21 protein-coding genes are annotated in these 24,288 nt (G+C 52.7%); 19 read left to right on the top strand and 2 right to left on the bottom strand.

The window, feature by feature from the left end; all coding sequences use genetic code 11:
• Positions 1-50 precede the first annotated feature (50 nt).
• The 3 genes from SNR34_RS23900 (at position 51) to SNR34_RS23890 (ending at position 3,058) form a co-directional block, all read left to right on the top strand.
• Positions 51-488 carry a hypothetical protein gene (locus tag SNR34_RS23900; protein WP_486180348.1) on the top strand — a complete coding sequence of 146 codons (438 nt, stop codon included), beginning with the start codon at positions 51-53 and terminating at the stop codon, positions 486-488.
• A gap of 98 nt (positions 489-586) precedes the next feature.
• Positions 587-1,963 carry an FAD-dependent oxidoreductase gene (locus tag SNR34_RS23895; RefSeq protein ID WP_486180347.1) on the top strand — a complete coding sequence of 459 codons (1,377 nt, stop codon included), beginning with the start codon at positions 587-589 and terminating at the stop codon, positions 1,961-1,963.
• Between the two features lie 63 nt (positions 1,964-2,026).
• Positions 2,027-3,058 (top strand): zinc-binding alcohol dehydrogenase family protein, encoded by a 1,032-nt coding sequence (locus tag SNR34_RS23890; RefSeq protein ID WP_343261142.1) that lies wholly within the window; start codon positions 2,027-2,029, stop codon positions 3,056-3,058.
• Between the two features lie 62 nt (positions 3,059-3,120).
• Here the strand turns inward: SNR34_RS23890 and solA are convergent, their stop codons facing one another.
• A complete protein-coding gene (solA, locus tag SNR34_RS23885; RefSeq protein ID WP_486180346.1) occupies positions 3,121-4,281 on the bottom strand; it encodes an N-methyl-L-tryptophan oxidase in 1,161 nt (386 codons plus the stop codon).
• Positions 4,282-4,743: 462 nt separating this feature from the next.
• On the opposite strand from solA, the gene SNR34_RS23880 reads away from it, so the two are divergent.
• The 6 genes from SNR34_RS23880 to SNR34_RS23855 all read left to right on the top strand — a co-directional run bounded on the left by SNR34_RS23880 (position 4,744) and on the right by SNR34_RS23855 (position 9,736).
• Entirely contained in the window at positions 4,744-5,703 is a 960-nt protein-coding gene (locus SNR34_RS23880; RefSeq protein ID WP_486180345.1) for an amidohydrolase family protein, read from the top strand.
• Between the two features lie 107 nt (positions 5,704-5,810).
• Positions 5,811-7,118 carry an extracellular solute-binding protein gene (locus tag SNR34_RS23875; protein WP_486180344.1) on the top strand — a complete coding sequence of 436 codons (1,308 nt, stop codon included), beginning with the start codon at positions 5,811-5,813 and terminating at the stop codon, positions 7,116-7,118.
• A 28-nt stretch (positions 7,119-7,146) separates the two neighbouring features.
• A complete protein-coding gene (locus SNR34_RS23870) occupies positions 7,147-8,091 on the top strand; it encodes a carbohydrate ABC transporter permease (RefSeq protein ID WP_486180343.1) in 945 nt (314 codons plus the stop codon).
• A 25-nt stretch (positions 8,092-8,116) separates the two neighbouring features.
• On the top strand, positions 8,117-8,977 hold the full coding sequence (locus tag SNR34_RS23865; RefSeq protein WP_486180342.1) for a carbohydrate ABC transporter permease: 861 nt from the start codon (positions 8,117-8,119) through the stop codon (positions 8,975-8,977).
• Positions 8,978-9,263: 286 nt separating this feature from the next.
• The gene (locus tag SNR34_RS23860; RefSeq protein WP_486180341.1) at positions 9,264-9,416 is read left to right on the top strand and encodes a hypothetical protein; all 153 of its coding nucleotides are present in this window, start codon (positions 9,264-9,266) and stop codon (positions 9,414-9,416) included.
• Positions 9,417-9,442: 26 nt separating this feature from the next.
• On the top strand, positions 9,443-9,736 hold the full coding sequence (locus SNR34_RS23855; protein ID WP_486180340.1) for a hypothetical protein: 294 nt from the start codon (positions 9,443-9,445) through the stop codon (positions 9,734-9,736).
• A gap of 330 nt (positions 9,737-10,066) precedes the next feature.
• On the opposite strand, the gene SNR34_RS23850 is transcribed toward SNR34_RS23855, so the two are convergent.
• Positions 10,067-10,441, bottom strand: a complete 375-nt coding sequence (locus tag SNR34_RS23850) for an iron-sulfur cluster biosynthesis family protein (RefSeq protein ID WP_236415675.1) — start codon at positions 10,439-10,441, stop codon at positions 10,067-10,069.
• Between the two features lie 1,026 nt (positions 10,442-11,467).
• On the opposite strand from SNR34_RS23850, the gene SNR34_RS23845 reads away from it, so the two are divergent.
• From SNR34_RS23845 to SNR34_RS23800, 10 genes are all read left to right on the top strand, one after another.
• Positions 11,468-12,577: a metallophosphoesterase family protein gene (locus tag SNR34_RS23845; protein WP_486180339.1), complete on the top strand. Its 1,110-nt coding sequence runs from the start codon at positions 11,468-11,470 to the stop codon at positions 12,575-12,577.
• A 103-nt stretch (positions 12,578-12,680) separates the two neighbouring features.
• Entirely contained in the window at positions 12,681-13,709 is a 1,029-nt protein-coding gene (locus SNR34_RS23840; protein ID WP_236415678.1) for a LacI family DNA-binding transcriptional regulator, read from the top strand.
• A gap of 182 nt (positions 13,710-13,891) precedes the next feature.
• On the top strand, positions 13,892-15,160 hold the full coding sequence (locus SNR34_RS23835) for an ABC transporter substrate-binding protein (protein ID WP_486180338.1): 1,269 nt from the start codon (positions 13,892-13,894) through the stop codon (positions 15,158-15,160).
• A gap of 81 nt (positions 15,161-15,241) precedes the next feature.
• Positions 15,242-16,129, top strand: a complete 888-nt coding sequence (locus SNR34_RS23830) for a carbohydrate ABC transporter permease (protein WP_486180337.1) — start codon at positions 15,242-15,244, stop codon at positions 16,127-16,129.
• Positions 16,122-16,967, top strand: a complete 846-nt coding sequence (locus SNR34_RS23825; RefSeq protein ID WP_339274025.1) for a carbohydrate ABC transporter permease — start codon at positions 16,122-16,124, stop codon at positions 16,965-16,967. The genes SNR34_RS23830 and SNR34_RS23825 overlap by 8 nt, the downstream gene beginning before the upstream one ends.
• 103 nt (positions 16,968-17,070) lie before the next feature.
• Complete coding sequence (locus SNR34_RS23820; protein ID WP_486180336.1) at positions 17,071-18,564, top strand: glycoside hydrolase family 30 protein; 1,494 nt, start codon at positions 17,071-17,073, stop codon at positions 18,562-18,564.
• 102 nt (positions 18,565-18,666) lie between these two features.
• Positions 18,667-21,612: a beta-galactosidase gene (locus tag SNR34_RS23815; RefSeq protein ID WP_486180335.1), complete on the top strand. Its 2,946-nt coding sequence runs from the start codon at positions 18,667-18,669 to the stop codon at positions 21,610-21,612.
• 426 nt (positions 21,613-22,038) lie between these two features.
• Complete coding sequence (locus SNR34_RS23810) at positions 22,039-22,785, top strand: SDR family NAD(P)-dependent oxidoreductase (protein WP_236415690.1); 747 nt, start codon at positions 22,039-22,041, stop codon at positions 22,783-22,785.
• Between the two features lie 160 nt (positions 22,786-22,945).
• Positions 22,946-23,293: a winged helix-turn-helix transcriptional regulator gene (locus SNR34_RS23805; protein ID WP_019685981.1), complete on the top strand. Its 348-nt coding sequence runs from the start codon at positions 22,946-22,948 to the stop codon at positions 23,291-23,293.
• 235 nt (positions 23,294-23,528) lie between these two features.
• Entirely contained in the window at positions 23,529-24,104 is a 576-nt protein-coding gene (locus tag SNR34_RS23800) for a TetR/AcrR family transcriptional regulator (RefSeq protein ID WP_236415692.1), read from the top strand.
• Positions 24,105-24,288 lie beyond the last annotated feature (184 nt).

The raw sequence follows: 24,288 nt of genomic DNA, 5'->3' as shown, positions 1-24,288 counted from the left end.
TCTCAACCTGAATTAGAATGATCATTCTCAAATTCAATACAACAATCCAAATGTCGAAGGAGTTGGCCCACATGGTTCATTTTCAATCCAAAAATGGCGTCGTATCATGGAACGAGGAGCTGCAGAGCGTAATTATCGAATGGAAAGGGTTTGCTTACGGGCAGGAATTTCAAACGATCCTTTTGGAAGGCGCAGCGTTGCTCCAAAAAATGAACGGCAGCAAAGTGCTGATGGATACGCGCAACGGAGCAGCGATTAAGGCAGATGACAAGGTATGGATCGGGGAATTTTTCATCCGACGGGCGTATGAGAGCGGGCTCAAATACATCGCTTTGCTGCAGCCGACCAGCGTCATCGCCAAGTTAAGCGTAAACCGGACGGTAGAGGGGCTTGGCGCGTTACCCTATCACCAGGAGAACTTCACCGATTGGAACGAAGCCGTGCAGTGGTTGTCCAACCCGGTTCCTTTGTTAAGCGCCATCAGCTGAAGATAAGGCACGCAAGTGGAGAGGCAATGTTCACATCAAAGAGGGATGATTTTATCTATTTTAGAATGATCATTCTCGTATAGAAAGGTGGGTCCAAAATGACCAGAAAAACATTTGACGCGTTAATCATTGGTTTCGGCAAAGGTGGGAAAACGTTGGCTCCATTTCTGGCCGAGCAAGGCTGGAAGGTGGGTGTGGTGGAAAAGTCGCCTTTCATGTACGGCGGAACCTGCATTAATATCGGCTGCATCCCCACGAAAGCGTTGGCCTATCAAGCGCATCTCGCTTCACGGGAAGAAGGGAACGACCAGCAAACGAGACAGGCCAAGTACGCGCATGCCATGCAGGAAAAGAATGAGCTGGTCTCTCTGCTCCGCGACAAAAACTTCAATCAACTGAACAACCACCCTAATATCACCGTGCTGACCGGAACGGCTTCGTTTCATTCGCAGCATGAGGTCCGGGTGGAGACCGAGTCGGATACCATTATGGTGGAGGCCAAGCAGATCTTCATCAATACAGGGGCCAAACCGAACATTCCCGATCTTCCGGGCATCCATGGTCCCCGTGTCTATACGAGTACCGAAATGCTGGATTTGGCTAAACTCCCTTCCCGGTTGACGATTATCGGAGGCGGATATATCGGTTTGGAGTTTGCATCCATCTATGCCGGGTTCGGCTCGCAGGTGACTGTTCTTGAGAGCGGAAAGGTGTTTCTGCCGAGAGAAGATCGAGAGATTGCCGAAGAAGTGAAAAACGTGCTGGAGCAGAAGGGAATTCGCTTCCGGCTGCAGACGAACGTTACGAGCATCGAAAGCCAGGGCGAAGCTGCACGGCTGCTCTTGTCCGGGCCTGACGGCGAAGAAGAATGGTTGGCAGATGCCGTGCTGGTCGCTGCGGGCAGACGGGCCAATACGGATGGATTGAATCTGGCAGCAGCAGGCGTAGAGGTGACGGAACGCGGGTTTATCCGAGTCGATGAAACACTTCGGACCACTGTCCCGCATATCTGGGCTATGGGCGACGTAAACGGCGGGCCGCAATTTACCTATATCTCGTTGGATGACTCCCGTATCGTTAAAAACCAGATGTTTGGCGACAAGACACGCACGACCACCGACCGCCGATTCGTTCCTTACTCCGTTTTTATCGACCCTCCGTTGGCACATGTCGGATATACGGAACAGGAGGCGGTGAAACGGGGGCATGCCGTCAAGACGGCAAAGCTGCCTCTTACGGCATCGACGAGGGCTCGCCAGTTGCAGCAGACGGATGGTCTGATGAAGGCGGTCGTGGATGCGGATTCCGATCGATTGCTCGGATTTACGATGTTCGGAGCGGAGTCCAGCGAAGTCGTGAACATCGTTTCCGTATTCATGCAATCGGAGCAGCCGTTCACGGTGCTGCGCGACACCATTTTCACCCATCCGTCGATGGCCGAGACGATCAACGATCTGCTTGGCGCGATCCAATGACGTATCCCAAGTTTTTATAATGATATAAATTGATGAATTCAACTTGAAGGAGAGAACAAAGACATGACGAAAAAAACGATGAAAGCCGTAGGTTTGTACAACTATTTACCGATTGAAGATCCGCAAAGCCTGATCGACATAGAGTTGGACACACCGACGCCAACAGGAAGGGATCTGCTGGTCAAGGTCAACGCCGTTTCGGTGAATCCCGTCGATTACAAAGTCCGTTCGCCGAAAGACCGCGAGGAGAGCGTACCCAAAGTGCTGGGATGGGACGTGTCGGGAGTCGTTGAACAGGTCGGGCCGGATGTCACGCTGTTCCAGCCAGGCGATGAAGTATTCTACGCGGGCAGCATTATGCGTCCCGGAGGCAACAGCGAGTTTCATCTGGTGGACGAACGGATCGTTGGCTCCAAGCCTTCCCGAGTGGGGTTTGCAGAGGCTGCGGCGCTCCCGTTGACATCCATTACCGCATGGGAAAGCTTGTACGACCGCTTGGGCATATCGCAGACGAAGGAGCACAATGAAGGAAAAAACATTCTGATCATCGGAGCGGCCGGGGGAGTCGGTTCAATCGCAACGCAGCTTGCGAAATATTCAGGATTGACGGTCGTCGGGACGGCTTCCCGTCCGGAATCGGCCGATTGGATCAAGGAACTGGGAGCGGATTACGTCATCAACCATTTCGAAGCATTTGTGCCGCAATTGAAAGCGATCGGCATGGAGCAGGTCGACTACATTTTGTGCTTAAACAGTACAGGGAAACACTGGGCGAACATGGCCGAAGCGATCGCGCCGCAAGGCAAGATTTGCTCGGTGGTCGAGACGGCTGAACCGTTAAACCTGACCTTGCTCATGAACAAAAGCGCCACGTTTGCCTGGGAGTTCATGTTTACGCGTTCAACGTACCAGACGCCGGACATGATTGAGCAGCACGCACTGTTAAACGAGATCGCGCGCCTCGTCGACGAAGGCGTGATTCGGACGACCACGAACGAAACATTGTCGCCAATCAACGCTGCGAACCTGCGCAAGGCACACGCGATGCTGGAGACGGGCCGGACCGTGGGGAAAATCGTCTTGGAAAAATTTTGAGGCATGCATGCGCAGAAAAAAGCAGAATATCGTCCAAGGGGCCTTCTCAGAAGGCCCCTTTTCTATGGGGAAGTGCCGGAGATGTTCGCTTCCGCAAAACGGGATAAGGCAAACCTTGAAATGTCCTGATCCGTGACCCCGGTCTGCACAAGATCGGACAGGATGCTGCCCACGGCGCTGGCGAACTTGAAGCCATGACCCGAAAATCCGCCGGCAATCCATACATGATCATGGGCAGGATGCCGATCGATGATAAAATGCTCGTCTGGCGTAAGTTCGTATTTGCATACCGCTCCACGCTTCAATCTCCCCGCAGCGCGAGGCATCCGGCGTTCAAGCAGCCTGCGCAGGTCGCCTTCGTCGGTTTCTTCGCTGCCGAAGGGAGCCGGGGGAGAGCCTGGCGTCCACGGTTGGCCCGTATCGTGGCGGCCGATCTTTAACCCCGCCCCGCCGATGCTTGGAAACCCGTAGTACCCGCCCTCCGGTCCGGCCAGGGTGAAACCGGGGAAGTGCTCCTCCGCAAACAGTTCCTCCGATGCTTCGAACCATCCCACCGTTTTGCGTACGGCCCGAATGGGCAGGTTCACGAACGGTTCCAAAGTCCGGAACCAGGCGCCTGCGCTCAATATGAGCCGATTCGCAGAGTAGGTCGTGCCATCCGATGTTTTAATACTCACGGTCTGCGGGCCGCATTCGACCTGCTGGACGAGCGTGTTCGTCAACAGGGTGGCTCCATGCGCTTCGGCCCGTTGTCGATACGCCTGAACGCAGCGTTCGCTGAACAGATAACCCGCGTCAGGTTCATACATTGCTTCGTAATGCTCTGGCACGTCGATGCCGGGCCAGCGTTTCATGATCTCGCTTGCTCGCAGCAGTTCGTAACGCACACCTGCCTCATCCGCATGGGCCAAGCGGTCGCGGAAGGAGTAAACGCCCGGATCCACGATGTTAAGCACGCCGGAAGGAACGAGCAATTTGCTGCCCGAGGCATCCTCAAGCTCTTCCCAGAGCTGCTGAGCAAGCAGCGCCATCGCGATATAATCGGGTCCGCCGCTATAGACGTGGCGAATGAGACGGGGTTCACCGTGATGGCTGCCTTCGCCATGCGGGGGATCGAACGCATCGATCAGCAATGTTTTGAGCCCGCTCCGTGAAAGATAATAACCCGCGCTCATGCCCATCGAGCCTGCTCCCACGATAATAACGTCATAGTTATGTGACATGGCCAACCCTCCCGTATCTTGGTACTCCAGAGAAAACCGCAAAAAAATATTCACACGTTAACGGAGAGGCGGAACCGATCTGAAGAAGTGAAACGTGCGCTAAAAGCTTTCTATAAGAAAGCTGCATCGGAAGCACGGCTTATCCCCGGATTTTCCCTTTGAAAAAGGGAATTCGAAAAAATCCGGGGATAACAGCAATCGGAAGATGGTACTGCACTCGTAGTCGTCAAGTGAGATTGTTAGTGCGGTTTATATAGTAGCCTAATTTAGTCCTGATCTGCGAGGAAGTCAATACATTCGCTTATAAAGAATGGCAATACCACCATCAAATTTTCGATAAGCCATGGCATTGTATGGTTATTGAAATCATGGTAGAGTTTTGAAACAAACATTCCGATAAGATTAGTCGGCATTTATGCGATCAAATCTTTCTTACAAAACTAACATGGGAGGAGCTAAGCGATGTTTTCCAATCCTGAATTCCGAGTGTTCGACATCCACGGCCATCTGCCATATAAACTGCTGCTGTCCCCGCACAAACCGCACGAATCGGTTTCGAATTACGGCAAGGAACGAAGCGATCGCATGAGGCTTTCGTGGGATTTTCCGGCTCCTGAGGAGACCGCCGGGGAAGCGGCGAAACCTCTGATCGAACGTTGGGTGGATGAACTGGACAAATACAAGATCGGCGGGCTCAACTTTCTCACTGCGCTCGACAACGACAAGCTGGCCGAGCAAATCGCCGGATATCCCGACCGGTTCACCGGCTTTGCATGCCATCCGATTGAAAGTGAAGATGCTGCCTCCGAGCTGGAGCGCGCCGTTGACGAATTGGGGCTTCGAGGATACAAACTGTTTGGCCCGCTCACACCGATCCCGTTCGATTCACCTTCATTGGACCCCGTCTGGAAATTCCTTGCGGAGCGCCGCCTGCCCGTTCTGATCCATTTCGGGATGCTGGGCCATGCTGGGGGGATCGTGCATCATCCCAACATCAACCCGCTGGCGATTTTCAATACGGCTCGGGCTTACCCGGACATTCCCTTCATCATTCCTCATTTCGGAGCAGGATATTTTCAGGAGCTGCTGCATTTATGCTGGAGCTGTCCCAACGTATATATCGACACGTCAGGCTCCAACCAATGGGTGCGGTGGGTGCCGTATGAGCTGACGCTGGAAACGCTGTTCCGCAAAACGTACGAATTGCTCGGGCCGGAGCGAATCATTTTCGGCACGGATGCAAGCGGGTTCCCGCGCGGGTATCCATACCGGTATTTGCAGGATCAAGTCAGGGTATGCCGTGACCTGCGCTTCCGCGAGGCGGAGATCGAGCTGATCTTCGGCAACAATGCGAGACGTTTGCTTCACGTCCCATGGGGGAAAGAGGCAGGGCACAGGAATGAAGGCAAGGCCCGGCAATGAGGACCGTTCATAAATGAAGCGGCAGGCAAGGAAAACCAAACTATAGCAAAGGGGAAGTGGTCGACTTGGCACGATCCGGTTTATTTTCATTCGGTCAGGGGAAAGCGATGCGTTTGTGGATTGTAGGTGCGCTGGTGTTAAGCATCACAGCCTGCTCGGCAAAGCCTTCCCAAGAAGCGGACACGGGAGCAAATGCCGCTGCCGCCGGGCAGGCAAAGACAGTGACGATTGAATACTGGCAGTACGAGTTCCCGGCCAAGGTGGAGCTGATCGACGCGTTAATCAAGGAATTCGAGAGCGAACATCCCGACATCAAAGTCAAGCAAACCAATTTCCCTTACGACCAGTACAATCAAAAAGTAGCCACGCTGGTGCCTGCCGGCAAGGGGCCGGACGTCATCAACCTGTACTACGGATGGCTGCCGAAATACGTGCAGTCCGGTTATTTGCAGCCATTGCCGGAGAGCAGTTTCCCGGATATCGAAAACACGTTTTTCCCTTTCGTGCAAACGGCCAAACTGGATGGAAAGTATTATGCGCTGCCCACCGGCGTGAGAACCCTCGGATTGTTCTATAACAAGGACCTGTTTGCCAAAGCCGGACTGGACCCGGAGAAACCACCGACGACGTGGGAGGAGCTGGTCACGGATGCCAAGGCACTGACGGAAACGGACCAGAACGGGCAGCTGGTGACGGAAGGATTTGCTTGGGAACCGGGTTCCCAGCTGCATCACTGGTTCCGCGACGGGTTGCTGTACCAGGCTGGAGGCAAGGATACGAGCGAGGATCGCCGGAAGATTCTGTGGAACGAATCGCCCGCAGGGCTGGAAGCATTCAAGTACTTGGTCGAATTCGCCACCGTGCATAAAGTCGGGATCAACGGTTTTTACACGGATGACGCGAATGCGTTCAAAACCGGGCATGCCGCAATGAACGTCGACGGTTCTTACCGACTGGGTTCGATCCAAAAAGACGCGCCGGACCTGAATTTCGCGGTTGCTCCCCTTCCGTCTTACAAAGGGAAATCGACCCAAGCCTCCTTCTGGGCCAATGCCATTCCGGCCAACGTGACCGGAGAGAAGCTGGAAGCCGCAACGGCGTTCCTGCAATTTTTGACGAGCAAGGGCGTGCAGGAGCAGTGGGTGGAAAAGGTGGGCGAACTGCCTGCGCAGAAGGAAGTGGCGCTTCAGGACAAGTATGTCAACGACCCGCTGCTGGGTCCGTTCATTTCGCAACTGAACGATGCCAATGCTCATTTCTTCATTGACGAAACCCAGGAACGAACCCTTTTCGTGAACGCGGTGGATGAAGTGCTGCTGAATCAGGTTCCCGTTGAGCAGGCTTTCAACGGCCTGATGACCAAAACCCAACAGCTGTACGATGATTACTGGGCGAAACAGGACAAGAAAAAATAAAGCCTGACCAAAGGAGGCCATCGCAGCGATGAGAACAACCGGCGTCATTCCTTCTCGACCGAAACGACGTTTGTTTTCCGAACGCAGGGTCCATAAGCTTCATTACAGGCATAAACGGCTGCTGTTCATTTATGGCGGATTGTCGATTCCGCTGCTTTATTTCGTGGTCATCCGCATTCTGCCGATCCTGTATTCCTTCAACGTCAGCTTTCGGGAATGGGGCATGCTCTCGCCCGACAAACCGTTCGTCGGCCTGGCAAACTATGCGGCATTGCTGGGCGATTCCCTATTCCTCCAATCGCTGCTGAACACGGGCATCTATGTCATTGTTGGCGTGCCTGCACAGCTGGTGACCGGGCTGGTCGTTGCGCTGCTGCTGCAGCAGGTGGTGAAGCTTCGCAGCCTGTTCCGGACCGCGTATTTCATTCCTTATGTGACCAGCGTCGTGGCCGTGAGCTGGGTATTCCGCTGGATTCTGATGAAAAACGGGATCTTGAATGCCTTGTTTATCGAGGCCGGGCTTGGCCCGCAATCGTTCCTGTACTCGCCCGCACAGGCGATCTTTTGGATTATCGCGGCGATGGTATGGCAAAATATCGGGTTCCAGATGCTTATCTTTTTGGCAGGACTCCAGAACATTCCGCAAATGTACTATGAAGCGGCCTCCATCGACGGCGCGACCGCCTGGCAGCGTTTCGTACATATTACGTTGCCGCTGCTGAACCCGGTCATACTGCTGTCCACGGTGCTGGCATCGATCGGTTTTTTGCAAACCTTTACCCAGGTGCTCAATATGACGGGCGGCGGTCCGCTCGATTCCACGATTTCCGTAGTGCTGCATATCTATAATCTCGCTTTCAAAAGCTTCGACATGGGGCTGGCCTCAGCAGCAACCGTCATTTTGTTTGTGATCATTTTCGGGTTGACGCTGATCCAGTTGAAGGTGATGGGCAACCGTTTCAGTCAGGAGTAAGGGAAAGGATGGTGAATGTTCAAGGATGAGCAGATCCGCCGCATGGCCCAGGGCGATCACGAATGGACGCCGAAAGCATTTCGGAGCTGTGATCAGTTACGTGTTGCTTACGTTAGGGCTAGGATTGATGGTATTTCCGTTTCTGTGGATGATCTCGACTTCGTTCAAAACGTTGGACGACATATACTCCCTAAGCCTGATTCCGCCCGAATTCACGTGGGCGCATTATGCAGCCATGTTTCGTGAAACGGCGTTTCCCCGATGGATGCTGAACAGCCTGTACGTGGCGGTGATTGCTACGGCGAGCGTATGTGTGTTCGATACAATCACGGGATACATATTGGCCAAATTTTCGTTTCCGGGCAGGCAGGCGATCTTTGTGCTGATCCTTAGCACGCTGATGGTGCCTACCGAAATGCTCATCATCCCCTGGTATCTTGTCTCAAGCGGCCTGAACGGGATGGATACGTATTGGGGCATTCTGTTCCCGGGATTGATCACGGGATTCGGCATTTTCCTGATGAAACAGTTCATGGAGTCGTTGCCTGCCGAGCTGTTGGATGCGGCGCGCATCGACGGCATGGGTGAATGGGGCATTATGCTGCGGATCGCCGTACCGCTCGTGAGACCCGCGCTGGCGACGCTGTCGATCCTGACGTTCCTCGGCAGCTGGAATTCGTTCATTTGGCCGCTGATCATCACGCAGAGCGAGGAGATGTTTACTATCCCGGTAGGCATGGCGTTTTTCTCCAGCGAAGCGAAGGACAGCAGCAACTGGGTACAGATCATGACGGGTGCCACGCTTTCCGTGCTGCCGTTGATCGTGTTGTTTCTTTTTTTCCAAAAGCAAATCATTCGTGGGATCGCAACAACCGGCCTTAAATAAGCGGAACTTGAGATAGATAGGGACCTTGTCCTTGATGCTTTTTTCGCTTCACGCCTTAAAGCTTGCAAATGGATTTTTTCTCCGAATTCATTGGTTTCGCGCCGAGATATTCAACAGGCTATAACCTCCTTTCGCCACTTCAATTATTCAGTGAAAGGAGGTTTTATCTTTTTTCTTAACGGAGACCAGCAGCAGATGGAAAATAATCAGGCAGCGAAACATTTACTGTTCAATTGACGTCCATTAGGAAAGGATTGTAAATTTAAATGGAGAAGGTGGGAATTGGATGCAGATAGGAAGAAAAGTGATCGTTTCTTTAGTCGCATGTCTCTTATTCATTCCTTCTGTGGTTTCAGCTAAGGAAGCACAATTGAAGGCACCTGCGGTCAAAACAGTGAATGCAAAAAAATATACCCTCCAATCAAGGGCTAAGGAGTGAAACAAAAGGCAGAGGGGGATGGAGCCGTGGCTGGCGAAGTGATTCTCAAACCACTGCAAACCCTGATGGACGAATATAGACTCAATGAAATAGAAGAAAAGATTGAAGTGAATATTATGCTTAAATATGATCTCAACATATCCAAAAAACACTTTTTGAAAACGAAGTTCTCTGCGTTTAAGGACGCTATAACCGACCAGGAAGGATTCGGAGGATACAGTTTTTTTGCCAAGTTGACGATCAAGGAAATCGAGGAAGTCAGTACATGGGATGCGGTTTCTACCATTTCACTTCCATCAGACACGGTGTCAGTCTATTAAATTATATTGTGAAGCCTTTATTACGCTAATTCATGGGATTATGCGAAGTATAAAGGCTTTCTTTATGCTTTTTCAGAAATATAGGAACGTAACATGTATCCAGATCCTCTGACAGAGATGATAAACCAGGGCGTCTTGCTTTTTTAACATGAAGTAGAATGACTTCTGGCTTGAGGTTTTCGGAATATCGCTTAAACTTTTTTCTCTTAGTAAAATAACCCCCTAGAATTCAACGGAATAACTAAGGGGTTTTACGAATGTCTATTCTTAGGTTGCACTTCACTTAGGGTGCTAGCTTTTTAACATATAAGCAGTTCCACGACGAGTACTTTAGCGTACGAACCAACTGAGCGGCTGCGGCGAAGTGTCTGCGATGTCCCGAAGATCATGGACCTTGACATGATTGCCGTAAATCATGGAGTCACTGCTCAATCGGAAGGAAGGGAAACTGTCTTCTGATTGCAGGCGAAGGCAAGACTCGAAATAGATCTTTTGCTGTTTGTTGATGATAAATGGCAGCTTTCCGGCTTCAATGTGAATATCATCCTCGTCCGGCTCGTTCACGATCAGGAGCACCGCAATCCCGTCACAACCGCATCCATCCGTGTCATAGAACAGCTTGAATGTTCCTGGCCGGTCCTCCAGCTTCGCACGCAGCCTGGATTCCGCCAATGGGCTGACCTGAATGATCATAACGTCGATCACACTCCTCTAATCCTCTTATGAATTCGCTTACAATCCAGTATATGGGCGTGTGCCGCCGCTTAGAATGAGAAAGTCATAGGGAGCTTGATGCAAAATATGAGCAGGTTGTTTGGGCTACGGGGATGCGGAATGCCTTGGAGTACCGCCATTTAGGTGAGGGTGGCGCTGAGCTTATGTTGGAATCAGTGGAAAGATCCGTTTACAATGAGGGTGACATTGTTAATGATGTGCTGGATTAGCCTCGGGTGCCTCACGCTGCTTCATTTTTGGGCAGATTGGCGGATTGGCACGGAAGCATAAGGCTGTGGGAAATGGCGTAAGTGAATATGCATGCGAATGCGAATATACAAGCGAATGGTGAGATGCAGGCGTTGCATATGAGATATTTGGCTTGTAAAAAAGATGGTCGATGCCACTGTGATGACGATATTGGCTATTGATCTGTGTTTGCGCCCCTTTTGGAGTACTTACATACGCACCGAGAAATTCTAACGAACATTGTACACCTTATCCGACGAGCTTTTGCCACTTTGAAAATGTAACGAATCTGAGACACGTTAATATGCATAAAACGAGTCACAAACACGCGATTTAGCCCCAATAACGACGCTCAAGTTCGTTAGCGCTCAACCCCGCCGAAATGTGGCCAAATAAGACGTCTCAGGTTCGTTGCCCGCCGATGATGTCCGGGGCCCAACTTCGCTCTGATGTTGGGGTGGATAATCAAGGCCAAATACGGGAGCGCATCCGGAGTGGATGGAGAAATCGCAGATGGTGTGGCAAAATTGTCTAGTGATTTATGGAGAAGCGTGATTAGAGGAGAAGGACTATATATATGCAGGATGAGAGCAGCAGATGATGTTGGGCGGACTGCACTCTCTGTGTGATTATAAACATAACTGTTGATTCGACGAGCGAGTTGGATTGCAAACAAGTGCGGGCTGTAACCAATTTACGCATGATTATACAACGTCGGTCAAGGCCCGCAGTCTAACCTGGCAGCGTCAAATCGAGGAGGTGAGTGACGTGAAAATCGTCAAACTGAATGCGGAGCCGATGGATGGGTTCGATTACCTGAATGCCGTTCCGGGCGGAGAGGTCGCGGCGGCCAGGCTGCCGATCTATCATGCGACCGTTTCCGGGCTGCCGGAGCATCTTGATGCTTTGTTGGTGGCATCGGATTTGCAGGGCATCGTGCCTGTGAAAGTGTGCAGTGGAAATGAAAGACAGGTCACCGGTCGGGGGTTGAGCGACAAAGGGGGGAGCCCTTGCGTACACAATATGGAGCGGGACGACGAATACACTAACGAAAACACCAACAAATACGCCAATGAACAAATTGGCGGCAACAGTGGTATAAAGGGTGGAACCGGGAGTTGCGTCAGCGGTCGTGATCCAAACGCTGCAAATTTGTATGCCTTTAATATGGGAGAAGACGGTGCACGGGATCAAACCGCCGACCGGCTGCTCGGCGAGCTGCTGCCGGAACACGCGAAGCTGCTGCTGGAAGTGTACTGGCCGCAGCTCGATCCGCGCCGCACGGGCGTATTGCTGTGCGGCGACCTCTATGCCCGGCGCGGCAAGCGCGGCGCCAGCGGCAATCCGCTTCCCGTATGGCTGGCCTTCCGGGAAGCGTTCAGCTGGGTTGCCGGCGTCGACGGCAACCACGATCTCACCGATGAGGCATCCGCTCATCGGTTGCACCGCGCCGAGGGCATCCATTACCTGGATGCCCCGGGCGTGGTCAGCGCGGGCCCCGTTCCGGGCAGGCCCGCATCCCGCGCCGCAGGCCAGCAGCGACCGCTGCGCATCGCTGGCCTCGGCGGCATCATCGGCCGGCCGGACAAGCCGAACCGGCTGCCGGAGAAGCAGTACCTGCAATCCCTGACCAAGCTGCTGAAGCAGCAGCCGGATTGCCTATTGCTGCACCAGAGCCCGGGCATTCCCGAACTCGGGTGTATGGGCGAACCGCTGATCCGGCAGGCGCTGGAGGCCGGGCCGGAGACGGTCGTTTTTTGCGGGCATACCCACTGGGAACAGCCGCTCGTCCAGCTGGATAACGGCACGCAAATTTTAAACGCCGATGGTCGGCTCTTTATTTTAACGAGGGAAGAAGCCGATAATGCAGGAAGATAAGGTCGTGGTATTTCGCCCGAATGCAAGGTTATGAAACCCATTTCATTGGCAATCCTTATCTGGTATGATTAGCAGGAAAACGAGAGAAAGAGAGAGGTTTGCCATGACGCCAATTACCATTTACGACATCGCCAAGGAAGCGAACGTATCCGTATCCACCGTCTCCCGCGTTCTGAACGACACGGCGCCCGTGCGCGCCAGCACCAGGGAGCGGATCATGTCGATCATCGAGAAACACCAGTTTCAGCCGAATGCACAGGCAAGAAGCCTGATCAAGAAGGAAACGGGCACGATCGCGATCATTTTGCCGGACATCACCAACCCGTTTTTCCCCGAAGTGTTCTGGGGGGCAGAGAATGAAGCGAGAGGCCTGGGTTATACGTTTTTTCTATGCAATACGGCAGGGGACTATGGACGGGAATCCGAATACTTGTCTATTTTGCGCGAGAAACGGGTCGATGGCATCATGTTTCTCGGCGGGCGGATCAACCTCCAGAACTGCCCGGAGAACATGGCGCAGGAAATGATCGATATGGGCAAACGCATGCCCATCGTGCTGGTGAACGGAAATATTGCCAAGGGCGGCTTTCGCCGGGTATATACGGATGAGGGGGCAGGCGCGGTGCTGGCCGTGGAGCATTTGCTGGAGCTGGGCCACCGGGAAATCGCGTTTGTAGGCGGATCGCCCGAGACGTCGACCACGATGGTCAAAGTGAAGGCGGTGCAAAAAAAACTGCGCGAACACGGGCTCGAACTCCCGAAGGACCGCCAACTGCTGGGCAGCTTCTCCATCGATGACGGCAAACGGTTGATGAACGAGCTGCTGGAACGCGACAATCCGCCGACGGCGGTCATTTGCGTCAACGACAACACGGCCATCGGAGCGATCAAAGCCACGATCGAACACGGACTATCCATCCCTGGCGATATTTCGATTGTGGGTTTCGACAACACGCCGCTGGCGGGTGCGGTTATCCCCGAGCTGACGACCGTTTCGCAAAATACGTACCAGCTCGGCAAGCTCGGCGTAGACGTGCTGCATGAGCTGATCAATCAGGGAAAGCCCAAAAAACAGACCGTGCTGCAGCCGGAGCTGATTGTTCGCCAGAGCACGGGACCTGCCCCTCGTTAAGAGGGGAACATGTTTTTTTTGGAAAAGAAAGCGTTGACATTTCTGCGAAGGGTGAAATATAATGGGTTCGTAAATGAAACCCCTTTCATAAAAATGGATCGGGTTTTAATTTCCGGCTTTATGAAACCCATTTCATGAAATGGGTTTCACCAAAACATTCAACTTTCTAGGGGGCGCACGGTATGAAAAGAAGCTTGAAGATCATTTCGTTATTAATGCTCACAATGGTATTCGCACTAACGGCTTGCAGCAAAGGCGACAGCGGTGCATCCGGCGGTTCCGGCGGCAAGGTGGATCTCAGCATGACGATTTGGGGTTCGGAAGATGAGAAAAAGATCTATCAGGAACGGCTCGATATTGTGAAACAGACGTATCCCGACATTAATGTGAAACTGAACGTGGTTGCCGGAGACTATGACCAGAAAGTGCAAACGATGATCGCGGGCGGTACCGCACCGGACATCATGATGATTGCGGAGAACTACCAGGCCTATGCTTCCAAAAATCAGATCATACCGCTCGACGAAATGCTGCAAGCGAACAATGTCAGCATCTCGGAACGTTATTCCGACGACATTGCCAACCTGATGAAATACGACGGCAAACAATATGGCCTGCCTGACCGTGCGGGCGCCATGGTGCTTTTCTATAACAAGGATTTGTTCGACAAGGCGGGCGTGGAGTACCCGACCAAAGACTGGACCCAGGAAGACCTGCTTGCGGCAGCCCAGAAGCTGACCGTGAAGGAGAACGGCAAAACGGTGCAATGGGGCTACTATCCAGGCAGCTGGTGGCCGCAGTGGATGCAGCTGATCTACCAGAACGGCGGTTCGCTGTTCGACGAGAGCGGCAAACCGACGTTCAACACCGAGCCTGTCCGCAAAGCGCTGCAATTTTTGAATGACCTGACTTTCAAATACGGCGCGTCCCCGACACCGACCGAAATCGCCGACATGGGCAATATCGGTGCCGATCCGCTGTTCGCGCAAGGCAAGATTGCGATGGAAACGACAGGTTTCTGGAACATCGGCTCCTTGGCCAAGGTCGAGGGCATCAACTGGGACATTTCCCCGATCTGGGGCGAAACGAATGCATTCTTTAACGGCTTCACGATCACGAACGCTTCCAAGCATAAGGAAGAAGCGTTCAAAATCATCGCAGCGTTGACGACGCCGGAGGCACAGATGCCGATGATCAAGGCGGGACAGGATGCGCCGGCAACGAAGGCCGGGCTGGAAAGCGACGAATTCCTGAATGCCGAGTACGGCGGCAAAAAGATCAATATGGCGGCGTTCAAGGAATCCACGATCTATGCCGAACCGTTCAACCCGCAGTGGAACGAAATGATGAAACTGATCAACGACAAACTCGGCGTGTACTTTAACGATAAAGCTTCCCTGGATGAGACGGTTACCGAAATCCAGAGCGGACTGGAAAGACTCTATAAATAGTATGGGCAGGGGAACGGATGGAAACGGGGCGCAGACGATCGGCGCTCTCCATCCGCTCCCGACGTCATGGGAGGGCTTAACGTGAGAAAAAAGGACGGGAAATGGTTTTATCTCTTTATCTCGCCTTGGCTGATCGGATTCCTTGGGCTGACGCTGGGACCGATCCTGTTTTCCATCTATATGAGCTTCACCAACTGGGACTTGTTCCAGTCCCCGGAGTTCATCGGTTTCGATAATTACCAAACGCTGCTGACCGATGACCCGCTGTTCTGGAAGTCGCTGGGCAACACGTTTTTCTACGCTCTGATCTCCATTCCGCTGGGCATGTCCATCTCGCTGTGGATCGCGTATTACCTGAACAAAAAGATCAAGGGCATCACCTTTTTCCGCATCTTGTTCTATCTGCCATCGGTCGTGCCGGTCGTCGCGAGTTCGCTGCTGTTCATTCATCTCCTGGCACCGACGGAAGGGCTCATCAACAAAGCGCTGGCCGTGTTCGGCATTCAGGGCCCTTCCTGGCTACTCGACCCGAATTGGGTCAAACCGGCGCTGATCCTGATGTCGCTCTGGGGCGTTGGCGGCGGAGTCGTCCTGCTGCTGGCCGGGATGAAAGGCATACCGCAGGAGCTGTACGAGGCGGCGGCCATCGACGGGGCGAAAAACACGCAGTCCTTTTTCCACATTACGTTTCCGATGCTCACGCCCGTCATCTTTTTCAATCTGGTGACAGGCATCATCGGTGCGCTTCAAACCTTTGCGCAGGTGTTCATCGTGACCTCGGGAGGACCGGATAACGCCAGCCAGATGGTTGTGCCGTATTTGTTCCAGAACGCCTTCCAGTTCTACAAGATGGGATATGCTTCGGCCATTGCCTGGGTGCTGTTCATCGTCATTCTGGCCTTGACCCTAGTTGTGTTCCGTTCATCGGCGCTCTGGGTGCACTACGAGGAGGGAAAAGCCAATGAGTAATCCATCCAAGGCGGAGAAGGTCATCTCCTACGTTTTTCTGATTCTGGTCGGCGTGCTGCTCGCTTCGCCCTTCGTGTACATGATCTCCATCTCGCTGGCCAGCGAGTCGACGACGGTCAAATCGGCGTTTACCTTCGTTCCGACGGAGTTTGAGTGGTCCAACTTTTATACGATCTTCACGAATAACAATTTGGGCACGTATCTGAAAAATTCGATCATCATCACCGTCTTCACCATTATCGGATCGGTATTGTCCGCATCGGTTGTGTCTTACGGCTTTGCAAGGATCAAGGCGAAAGGAAGCCGCTTCCTGTTCGTTGTGCTGCTGAGCACGATGATGATTCCGGGCGAGGTTACGATGGTGCCGCAGTTCATCATCTTCCGTCATCTGGAATGGATCAATACGTTCTATCCGCTGATCGTGCCGAGCTTTTTTGCCGGAGCGTTCAACGTATTCCTGATCCGCCAATTCGTCATGAGCATTCCGAAGTCGCTGGACGAAGCGGCGATGATCGACGGCATGGGGCATCCGGGCATCTATTGGAAAATCATCATGCCGCTGACGTACCCGATCCTGGCGGCGATTGCGATTTTCTCGTTTTCGTGGAACTGGGGGAACTTCATGGGGCCGCTCATTTATATCAACGATCCCGAAAAAATGCCTCTGGCCCTCGGCGTTCAGCTCCTGACGACCGTAGGCGGAGGGCAAATGCCGCCGTGGAACCTGGTCATGGTTGCTTCCCTGTTCCTGACGATTCCGATGGTGCTGGTGTATTTGCTCGGCCAGCGGTATGTCTATGAAGCGAACATCAGCGGAGGCAGCAGCGGCATCAAGTAACGCAGGGGTGCAGAAAATACGACAGCAAAGAACCCAACGTGAATCACATGCATGCCCGGACAGGGGTATGGAATAAACGTAAATGGGAAGGGCTGTGTGAACGATGGGGAACGACAAGCAACGCAGCGGCAAACGAAAATCCGGTTATATTGCGGCAGGCATTGCCCTGATCGCGTTACTTGCAGGAGGAGGAATACTGATGAGCCAAATGAATGCATCCCGAACGCTGACTTTCGAGGGTCAGCCGGTTCGCCTGAACATGGAGCAGTCCTATGACCATTTTGAAGGCTGGGGCACGTCCCTGGCCTGGTGGGCCAACGATCTGGGCGAATGGAAGGATCAGGCGAAGCTGAATGAAGTGATGGACCTTGTGTTTGATCCGGCCAAAGGGCTGGGGCTGAACATTGTGCGGTACAACATCGGCGGCGAGGAAAATCCGGACATGAAAGCGCTTCGTCCCGGCGGCGACGTTCCAGGGTACCAGCCCGAACCGGGCGTATGGGACTGGGAGGCGGATGCCGGACAGCGGAAAGTTTTGCAGGGCTCGATCGAACGCGGCGTCAACATCACCGAGGCCTTTTCCAATTCTCCGCCGTACTGGATGACCATCAGCGGATCGGTTACGGGAGCCGAGGACGGGAGCAACAACCTGAAGGAAGACCAATACGATGCCTTTGCCGATTATTTGACAGAGGTCGTGAAGCATTTCCGCGACGAATGGGGCATCACGTTCCGCACGCTTGATCCGCTCAACGAGCCTTCCTCCGATTGGTGGAAGAAGGGCAATATGCAGGAAGGCAGCCATTTCAGCGTCGACAAACAGATGGTAATCATCAAAAAGGTCGCAGCTTCGTTAAAAAGCAAAGGCTTGGACGGCACGGTCGTGAGCGCGGCGGACGACAACAGCATCGACGAAACGGTGGCCAACTTCAGCGTCTACGACCAAGACACGCTGGATGCGGTGGCGCAGATCAACACCCATTCCTATAATGGAAGCAAAATGGAAGAGCTGCGCGCGCTGGCGGAGAAACACGGGAAAAAACTGTGGATGTCCGAGTACGGCACAGGCGGCAGCGAGCCGCACAGCCATGAAGATATGGTTTCGGTGCAGGAACTGGCCGAGCGGATCATGTTTGACCTGAAAATCATGCAGCCGTCCGCATGGGTGTATTGGCAGGCCGTGGAGGACGAAGGCGCAAACAATAATTGGGGTTTCATTCATGCCAATTTCAATGGGGAAGAACATTACGAAATGACGAAACAGTATTACGGCATGGTGCAATTCACCAAGTTCATCCGTCCAGGAGCTATCATCATTCCGACGGATGAAGGGCGGACGCTTGCCGCGTATGATCAAGACGCCCATCGGCTGGTGCTGGTCATCCGCAACGAAATGTCGGCCGGAACGAAGGAATTTTCGCTCGAACCGTTTGAGCTTACAGAGGCTGATACCGCTCAAGTGTATCAAACCTCGCCGGAGCACAACATGGAGCAGCTGCAGGACATACCGGTGTATGCCAATGGGCTGAAGGTGGAGATTGGCGACAATTCGATCACAACCGTTGTGCTGGAAGGCGTCGACTTGAAATCGCAGTAGAATGAGAATGGCTGGACTGAATTTGCAGAGTGCTATAACTAGATTCAGTGCTTTGACGTTATGACATATGAAATGATGTTGAATAGAGAGAGGGTGCGATTCATGGTGCAACATCCAACGCTTTTGCAAGGGCAACAGACCGAACTGAACCAACATGCCTTGGAACTGACCTATGACCGGCAAAGTTTTTGGCTGAATGGAGAGAGGATCTTTCTGAACAGCGCGACGATTCATTATTTTCGCATGCCGAAAGAAGAATGGCGCGATGTGCTGCTGAAAGCCAAACTGGCGGGCATGAACTGCATTGACACATATTTTGCCTGGAACGTGCACGAACCGGAGGAAGGGCAATGGGACTTCGAAGGCGACCGCGATTGCGGCGCTTTTCTGGACCTTTGCGCAGAGCTCGGCATGTGGGTGATTGCGCGTCCGGGGCCGTTCATCTGTGCGGAATGGGATTTCGGCGGATTTCCGTACTGGCTGGGAACGAAACCGGATATCGCCTTCCGGGAGAACAACGATGTCTACCTGCACTATGTGGATGCATATTTTGACCGGATCATACCGATCATCCGCGACCGCCAGCTGTCCGCCGGCGGCCCCGTCATTCTGGTTCAAGTGGAGAACGAGTATGGTTACCTGAAGGACGACGATGCGGCAAGCGCTCATATGAACCGTCTTCGCGACGCGCTGCTGCAGCGCGGCATCGATGTCCCGTTGATTACCTGCGTGGGTGGGGCGGAAGGCACCATCGAAGGGGCCAATTTCTGGTCGGGAGCCGATGGGCATTATGCCAAACTGCGGGCCAAACAGCCGGATACGCCGAAAATGGTGACGGAATTTTGGACGGGGTGGTTCGAACATTGGGGCGGAGCTTCTGCGATTCAGAAGACGGCGCCTTTGCTTGAAAAACGCATCATGGAGATTTTGCGCGCTGGATATACAGGGATCAGCTATTACATGTTTTACGGCGGAACCAACTTTGGCGGTTATGGCGGCCGGACGGTAGGCAGCAGCGACATTTTCATGATTACGTCCTACGATTACGATGCGCCGCTGAACGAATACGGACGCGGGACGGCCAAGTATGATGTCACCAAAAGATGGTCGTATTTCGTGAATGCCTTCGACAGCGTGCTGCTGCAAGTCGAAGAAATTCCGGAGGAACAGCTGCAGGTCCGTCACGGTTCCGGCATTTCCGTACGCGGTAGGGCAGCGGGCGACCAACGTATTTTGTTTGTCGAGAGTCACAAGGAGGAGCGGGAGACGGTGCAGGTCACGCTGGAGGATGGCCGCACGTTGCCGATGTCGCTGCATCCGGGGCAGATCATGCCGCTGCTCGACCGCGTGCACATTACCGATGATGTGCATCTGACCGGTGGCACATTCATTGCGGGCAACGAGCAAGTGGGCGGTGAGCTGACGCTGTTCATTGCTGCTGACACAGGCCAGCGGTCCATCGTGGAGCTTGAGGCACCTTCGCTTCGCGTGCTGGACAGCACTATGGCTGCGTTGTACACGCATGATGCGGCAAAGGGAGCCTACCGCTTCGATCTGGCCCATTTCCGCGAACCGGGCGTGATCCGGCTGCAGTGCGGAAATACGTGCCTCCGGTTGATCGTGCTGGATATGGAGACGATGAACCGTACTTGGCGATTGGAGGGTGAGGCTTCAGGGGATGCCGTACGGTACGCGATTGGATTCGACGATGTACGGGTTCTGCCTTCCGGGCAGGTTCAAGGCATGCTGGCCGATGCGGATCGCACCATTCTGCTGCTCGGAGGCTGGGAGAACGGCGAGCGTTCTCTGAACGGACATGAGCTTTGCAACACGTCGTCGGCGCAGCGAGCCGGGGCTTTACCTGTGCCGCCTAAGCTGTCGGCTCCAGAGGTATCGTTGGTCGAACTGTCGGCGGAATATGCTTCCCGCACCGGGCAACCGGAGGCGTTTTCGGATTATGGGCAGGATTTTGGATATCTGCTCTACGAGTGCAAATTTCAACGTGAAACGGCTGATGATGCCGTTCATCTGATCATGACGGGCGTGCAGGATAGCGCCAGAATTTACGTGAACGGCGTGGAGCAGGCGCTGGTGCGTCAGGTCGGCGCGGCTGCCGTGCCGATTCGCACGGTCAGTGGTCATAACAAGCTGCAAGTTCTCGTGCAGCAGATGGGCCGGCTTAATTTTTCTCCGTATCTGGGCGAATCCAAAGGGTTGTTCGGGCCGGTGGCTGCGGGAGGTGCCGTGCAGGATATCCGCCGCGATTGGCAGACGGAGCAGGGCACGATCCATTTGGATGAAGTCAATCCCGATGCGGAATCTTCGGTCATCCGTCGCAGTTTTGTGCTGGAAGAGGGCATGGATCGGGCCATCCTGGTCGGTGCAGTGAGCAAAGGGATTCGCATGAATGGCGTGGAAGTACCGATGGATGGATACCATGACTGGTTTGCTTTCACCACGTTGGATCTGTCGCCATACGTGAAACAAGAAACGAATACGCTGGAAATGCCGTATCGGGCATCGCCGCTTGCCCGGCTGGAGCTCATCCTTTACCGCAGCACCGACGAGTTGTCCGGGTGGAAGATGGCCGGCAGCGATCAGCTGCTGCCGCGCTCATGGCAGCCGTATGCAGCAGAGGGTACATCTGCGGACGGGCGGGACCGTTCCATGCAGAAAGAACGTTCGTCTGCTTTGACTGGCCATCCTTTGGCCAAAGCTGCCTATGGTCGGCCTGTTTGGTACCGTTTCAGCTTCCAAAAACCAGATGTACCGGAGCCGTACCATGCCAACCTGATGGTCCGACTGACCGGCATGAGCAAAGGCACAGTGGTCCTGAATGGCCATGATCTGGGCCGCTACTGGCAGATCGGGCCGCAGGAGGACTACAAAATTCCGATGGCCTGGTTGAAGGAGGAGAACGAGCTGCTGCTGTTCGATGAGGAAGGCGCTTCGCCGGAACGGGTACGCTTGTTGTTCGATGCGCCATCGCGTTATCCATGGGTGCAGGTGGAGGAATCGGTACATTTGGATAGAGCCGGGGCAGAATGACTAATTGCGGTAAGCATTTTCTTGTAATATCGAAGATGAGAACATTGAAAGTCGCTATTTTAGCGGCTTTTTTATATATTCTCATTCCAAGTTTGTGTCCCGAGCCAAGGACAAGACCTTGTACCGATTAGGCATATGTCTAACGGGTAATCGCCAGTTAATTCATTAAGCTAACAAGCTAACGGGCAGGATAGTTCAAATACGTGGTATCATGTGGTGAGTAATTAATGGAGTTCACTTCCATCTGTTAGGCTGTAAAAACAAACGCTTGTGCCGCCTCAATTATCACTTTTTGGTGACTATATCACTAAAAAGTGGGTACTGTTTTTCTTGTAACTTTTCCCCCATACTATCGTTCATAGGAGGTTCATGAGGCAGACAGAGCATCCTACACCATATAAATCATTATAAAAGGAGTGTAATAGAATGGGGAAATTTGACGGGAAGGTAGCAGTTGTAACCGGAGGTACAAGCGGCATCGGTCTCGCGTCGGCACAACAGTTCGTAAAAGAAGGGGCTTACGTTTTTATCACGGGACGCAGACAACGTGAACTGGATGAAGCAGTAAAGCAGATCGGAAAGAATGTTACAGGTGTCCGAGGTGACATATCTAAATCGGAAGATCTAGATATATTATTCGAAACAGTTAAGCGAGAAAAGGGACACTTGGACATTCTCTTTGCAAATGCCGGACTAGGGTCATTCCTTCCATTAGGAGAAATTACAGAAGCACAATACTACAAGACTTTCGATGTCAACGTGAAAGGAACCATCTTTACAGTACAAAAAGCATTAGCTTTGTTTCCAAATAAAAGAGGTTCGATTATTCTAACGGGATCCACTGCTGGCTCGACGGGGATGCCAGCGTTTAGTATCTATGGTGCATCCAAGGCAGCGATCAGACAGCTCGTCCGCAGCTGGATTCTTGATATGAGAGGGACCGAAATTCGTATAAACATCCTTAGTCCGGGAACCATCGTAACGCCGGCGTACGATGAGTTATTTGGCTCTGAACTGGATCATATCCTGGAACAGGCAAAAAATGATATTCCGCTCGGCAGAGTGGGGCAGGTTGAAGAGATCTCCAATGCTGTCATGTTCCTGGCCTCTAATGAAAGCAGCTATATGAACGGCGTTGAATTATTCGTAGATGGCGGAGTAGCTCAAGTTTAACCAGGACATAATCATTTTCAAACGACAAAGATTTTTAAATCAACTTAAATGCGATTGTATTATCCCCTCCATGTAACGTTCAATTTTTCCTTCAGTGATCCTTGAAGGATCAAGCGATACATGAAGGGGATATTCTTAGGTAGGGAGATGGTGCATTGATATGAAAACATTTTTCTGTGAACTGGAAGTTACACTAGAGGTTATCGGAGGAAAGTGGAAGGGGCTTGTTCTGTACTATTTAATAAAAGGACCTAAACGGACGGGAGAGCTTAAGCGACTCGTTCATAATATATCGCAAAAGATGCTGATTCAAACTCTTCGGGAACTGGAAACAGACGGATTAATTCGCAGAAAGATGTACAATCAGGTACCGCCTAAGGTCGAATATTCAACGACGGAACTGGGTCAATCACTTGAACCCATTTTGAGATCGCTTTGTGATTGGGGGGGAAATTACGCAGAGCAATCCTTCGCTCCGGGCGAGATTGAGATTTTGTATCTGGATTAACTGTCGGGGGACAAGAGCGTAGTCCCATTTGAAGTCGCTATTTTAGCGGCTTTTTTTGTTTTATCGGTACAAGTTCTTGTCCCGAACCCAAGACAAGAACTTGTACCGATTGCCGTAAAGGACAAGAACATAATCCGATTCGATTTGAATATCTGGTCACCAATACAGGAATTATGATCACAAGTGTACAACCTTCCTAATGGACATTCGTATATAGCACTGCTATAATAGAAGTATGAACACATATGACAAAATATTGGCAGCTGCTCTTAAGGTACTCGAAGAGGAGGGCGGAGCCCAATTTTCGACGCGAGCCGTAACTGCGATCGCGCAGGTTACAGCACCTACCCTCTACCACCATTTCGGCAATGCCGATGGACTTCTGAGTGCAGCTATAGTGGAAGCGTTCAAACAGTTATTTGAAAGCAAGATTGCCGCGGTGGAGTCGACCATTCCAGAGATGGCTCTTCGTCAAGGATGGGATGACTATGTCCGCTTCGCGGCAGCCCGTCCTCGGATTTATGCGGCGATGATGGGGCGGTTGCTCGAGGGAGCCCATATCGAGGCGGCAGATCAGTCGTACCAAGCATTGGTGCAAAATGTTCAGAGAGTCGCCGACGAAGGCAAACTGGCTGTGTCCGCTCAGGCTGCGGCAGATCTGGTCTGGGCTTCTGCGAATACGGCCTCTTGGCTGTATGTGACGGCCCAGGTTCGTAAGACACCCCCACCCCAGCCAGACGTCGTTGATCTCATTCGGGAAAGCGTAATGCAGATCATTTTGATCCAGAGGCCGGAAGCCGATTCAAAATGAGGAATTCGATGACAGAGCCTGGCGACCCCAGGCAAAGCCCTAATTTAGAGACGCATAAAAAAGATCGCGTATCCAACCTGGACCTCCAGGAGGATGGCGATCTTTTTTATGTTTGGAGGATGCGAGCATTCGTTCTCTTGGATTCCTGTTGCGTGACGGTGAAATGTGGTACGCGGAATGCATT

The sequence above is a fragment of the Paenibacillus sp. XP01 genome (assembly GCF_057364885.1).
The sequence above is the reverse complement of the archived record's forward strand: the minus strand, read 5'-3'. Positions and strand labels throughout refer to the sequence as shown.

Bases quoted from the DNA above. Each gene is read 5' to 3' on its own strand.
- SNR34_RS23900 (WP_486180348.1), top strand. From the start codon at position 51: ATGTCGAAGGAGTTGGCCCACATGGTTCATTTTCAATCCAAAAATGGC.
- SNR34_RS23895 (WP_486180347.1), top strand. From the start codon at position 587: ATGACCAGAAAAACATTTGACGCGTTAATCATTGGTTTCGGCAAAGGT.
- SNR34_RS23890 (WP_343261142.1), top strand. From the start codon at position 2,027: ATGACGAAAAAAACGATGAAAGCCGTAGGTTTGTACAACTATTTACCG.
- solA (WP_486180346.1), bottom strand. From the start codon at position 4,281: ATGTCACATAACTATGACGTTATTATCGTGGGAGCAGGCTCGATGGGC.
- SNR34_RS23880 (WP_486180345.1), top strand. From the start codon at position 4,744: ATGTTTTCCAATCCTGAATTCCGAGTGTTCGACATCCACGGCCATCTG.
- SNR34_RS23875 (WP_486180344.1), top strand. From the start codon at position 5,811: ATGCGTTTGTGGATTGTAGGTGCGCTGGTGTTAAGCATCACAGCCTGC.
- SNR34_RS23870 (WP_486180343.1), top strand. From the start codon at position 7,147: ATGAGAACAACCGGCGTCATTCCTTCTCGACCGAAACGACGTTTGTTT.
- SNR34_RS23865 (WP_486180342.1), top strand. From the start codon at position 8,117: ATGAGCAGATCCGCCGCATGGCCCAGGGCGATCACGAATGGACGCCGA.
- SNR34_RS23860 (WP_486180341.1), top strand. From the start codon at position 9,264: ATGCAGATAGGAAGAAAAGTGATCGTTTCTTTAGTCGCATGTCTCTTA.
- SNR34_RS23840 (WP_236415678.1), top strand. From the start codon at position 12,681: ATGACGCCAATTACCATTTACGACATCGCCAAGGAAGCGAACGTATCC.
- SNR34_RS23835 (WP_486180338.1), top strand. From the start codon at position 13,892: ATGAAAAGAAGCTTGAAGATCATTTCGTTATTAATGCTCACAATGGTA.
- SNR34_RS23825 (WP_339274025.1), top strand. From the start codon at position 16,122: ATGAGTAATCCATCCAAGGCGGAGAAGGTCATCTCCTACGTTTTTCTG.
- SNR34_RS23820 (WP_486180336.1), top strand. From the start codon at position 17,071: ATGGGGAACGACAAGCAACGCAGCGGCAAACGAAAATCCGGTTATATT.
- SNR34_RS23815 (WP_486180335.1), top strand. From the start codon at position 18,667: ATGGTGCAACATCCAACGCTTTTGCAAGGGCAACAGACCGAACTGAAC.
- SNR34_RS23810 (WP_236415690.1), top strand. From the start codon at position 22,039: ATGGGGAAATTTGACGGGAAGGTAGCAGTTGTAACCGGAGGTACAAGC.
- SNR34_RS23805 (WP_019685981.1), top strand. From the start codon at position 22,946: ATGAAAACATTTTTCTGTGAACTGGAAGTTACACTAGAGGTTATCGGA.
- SNR34_RS23800 (WP_236415692.1), top strand. From the start codon at position 23,529: ATGAACACATATGACAAAATATTGGCAGCTGCTCTTAAGGTACTCGAA.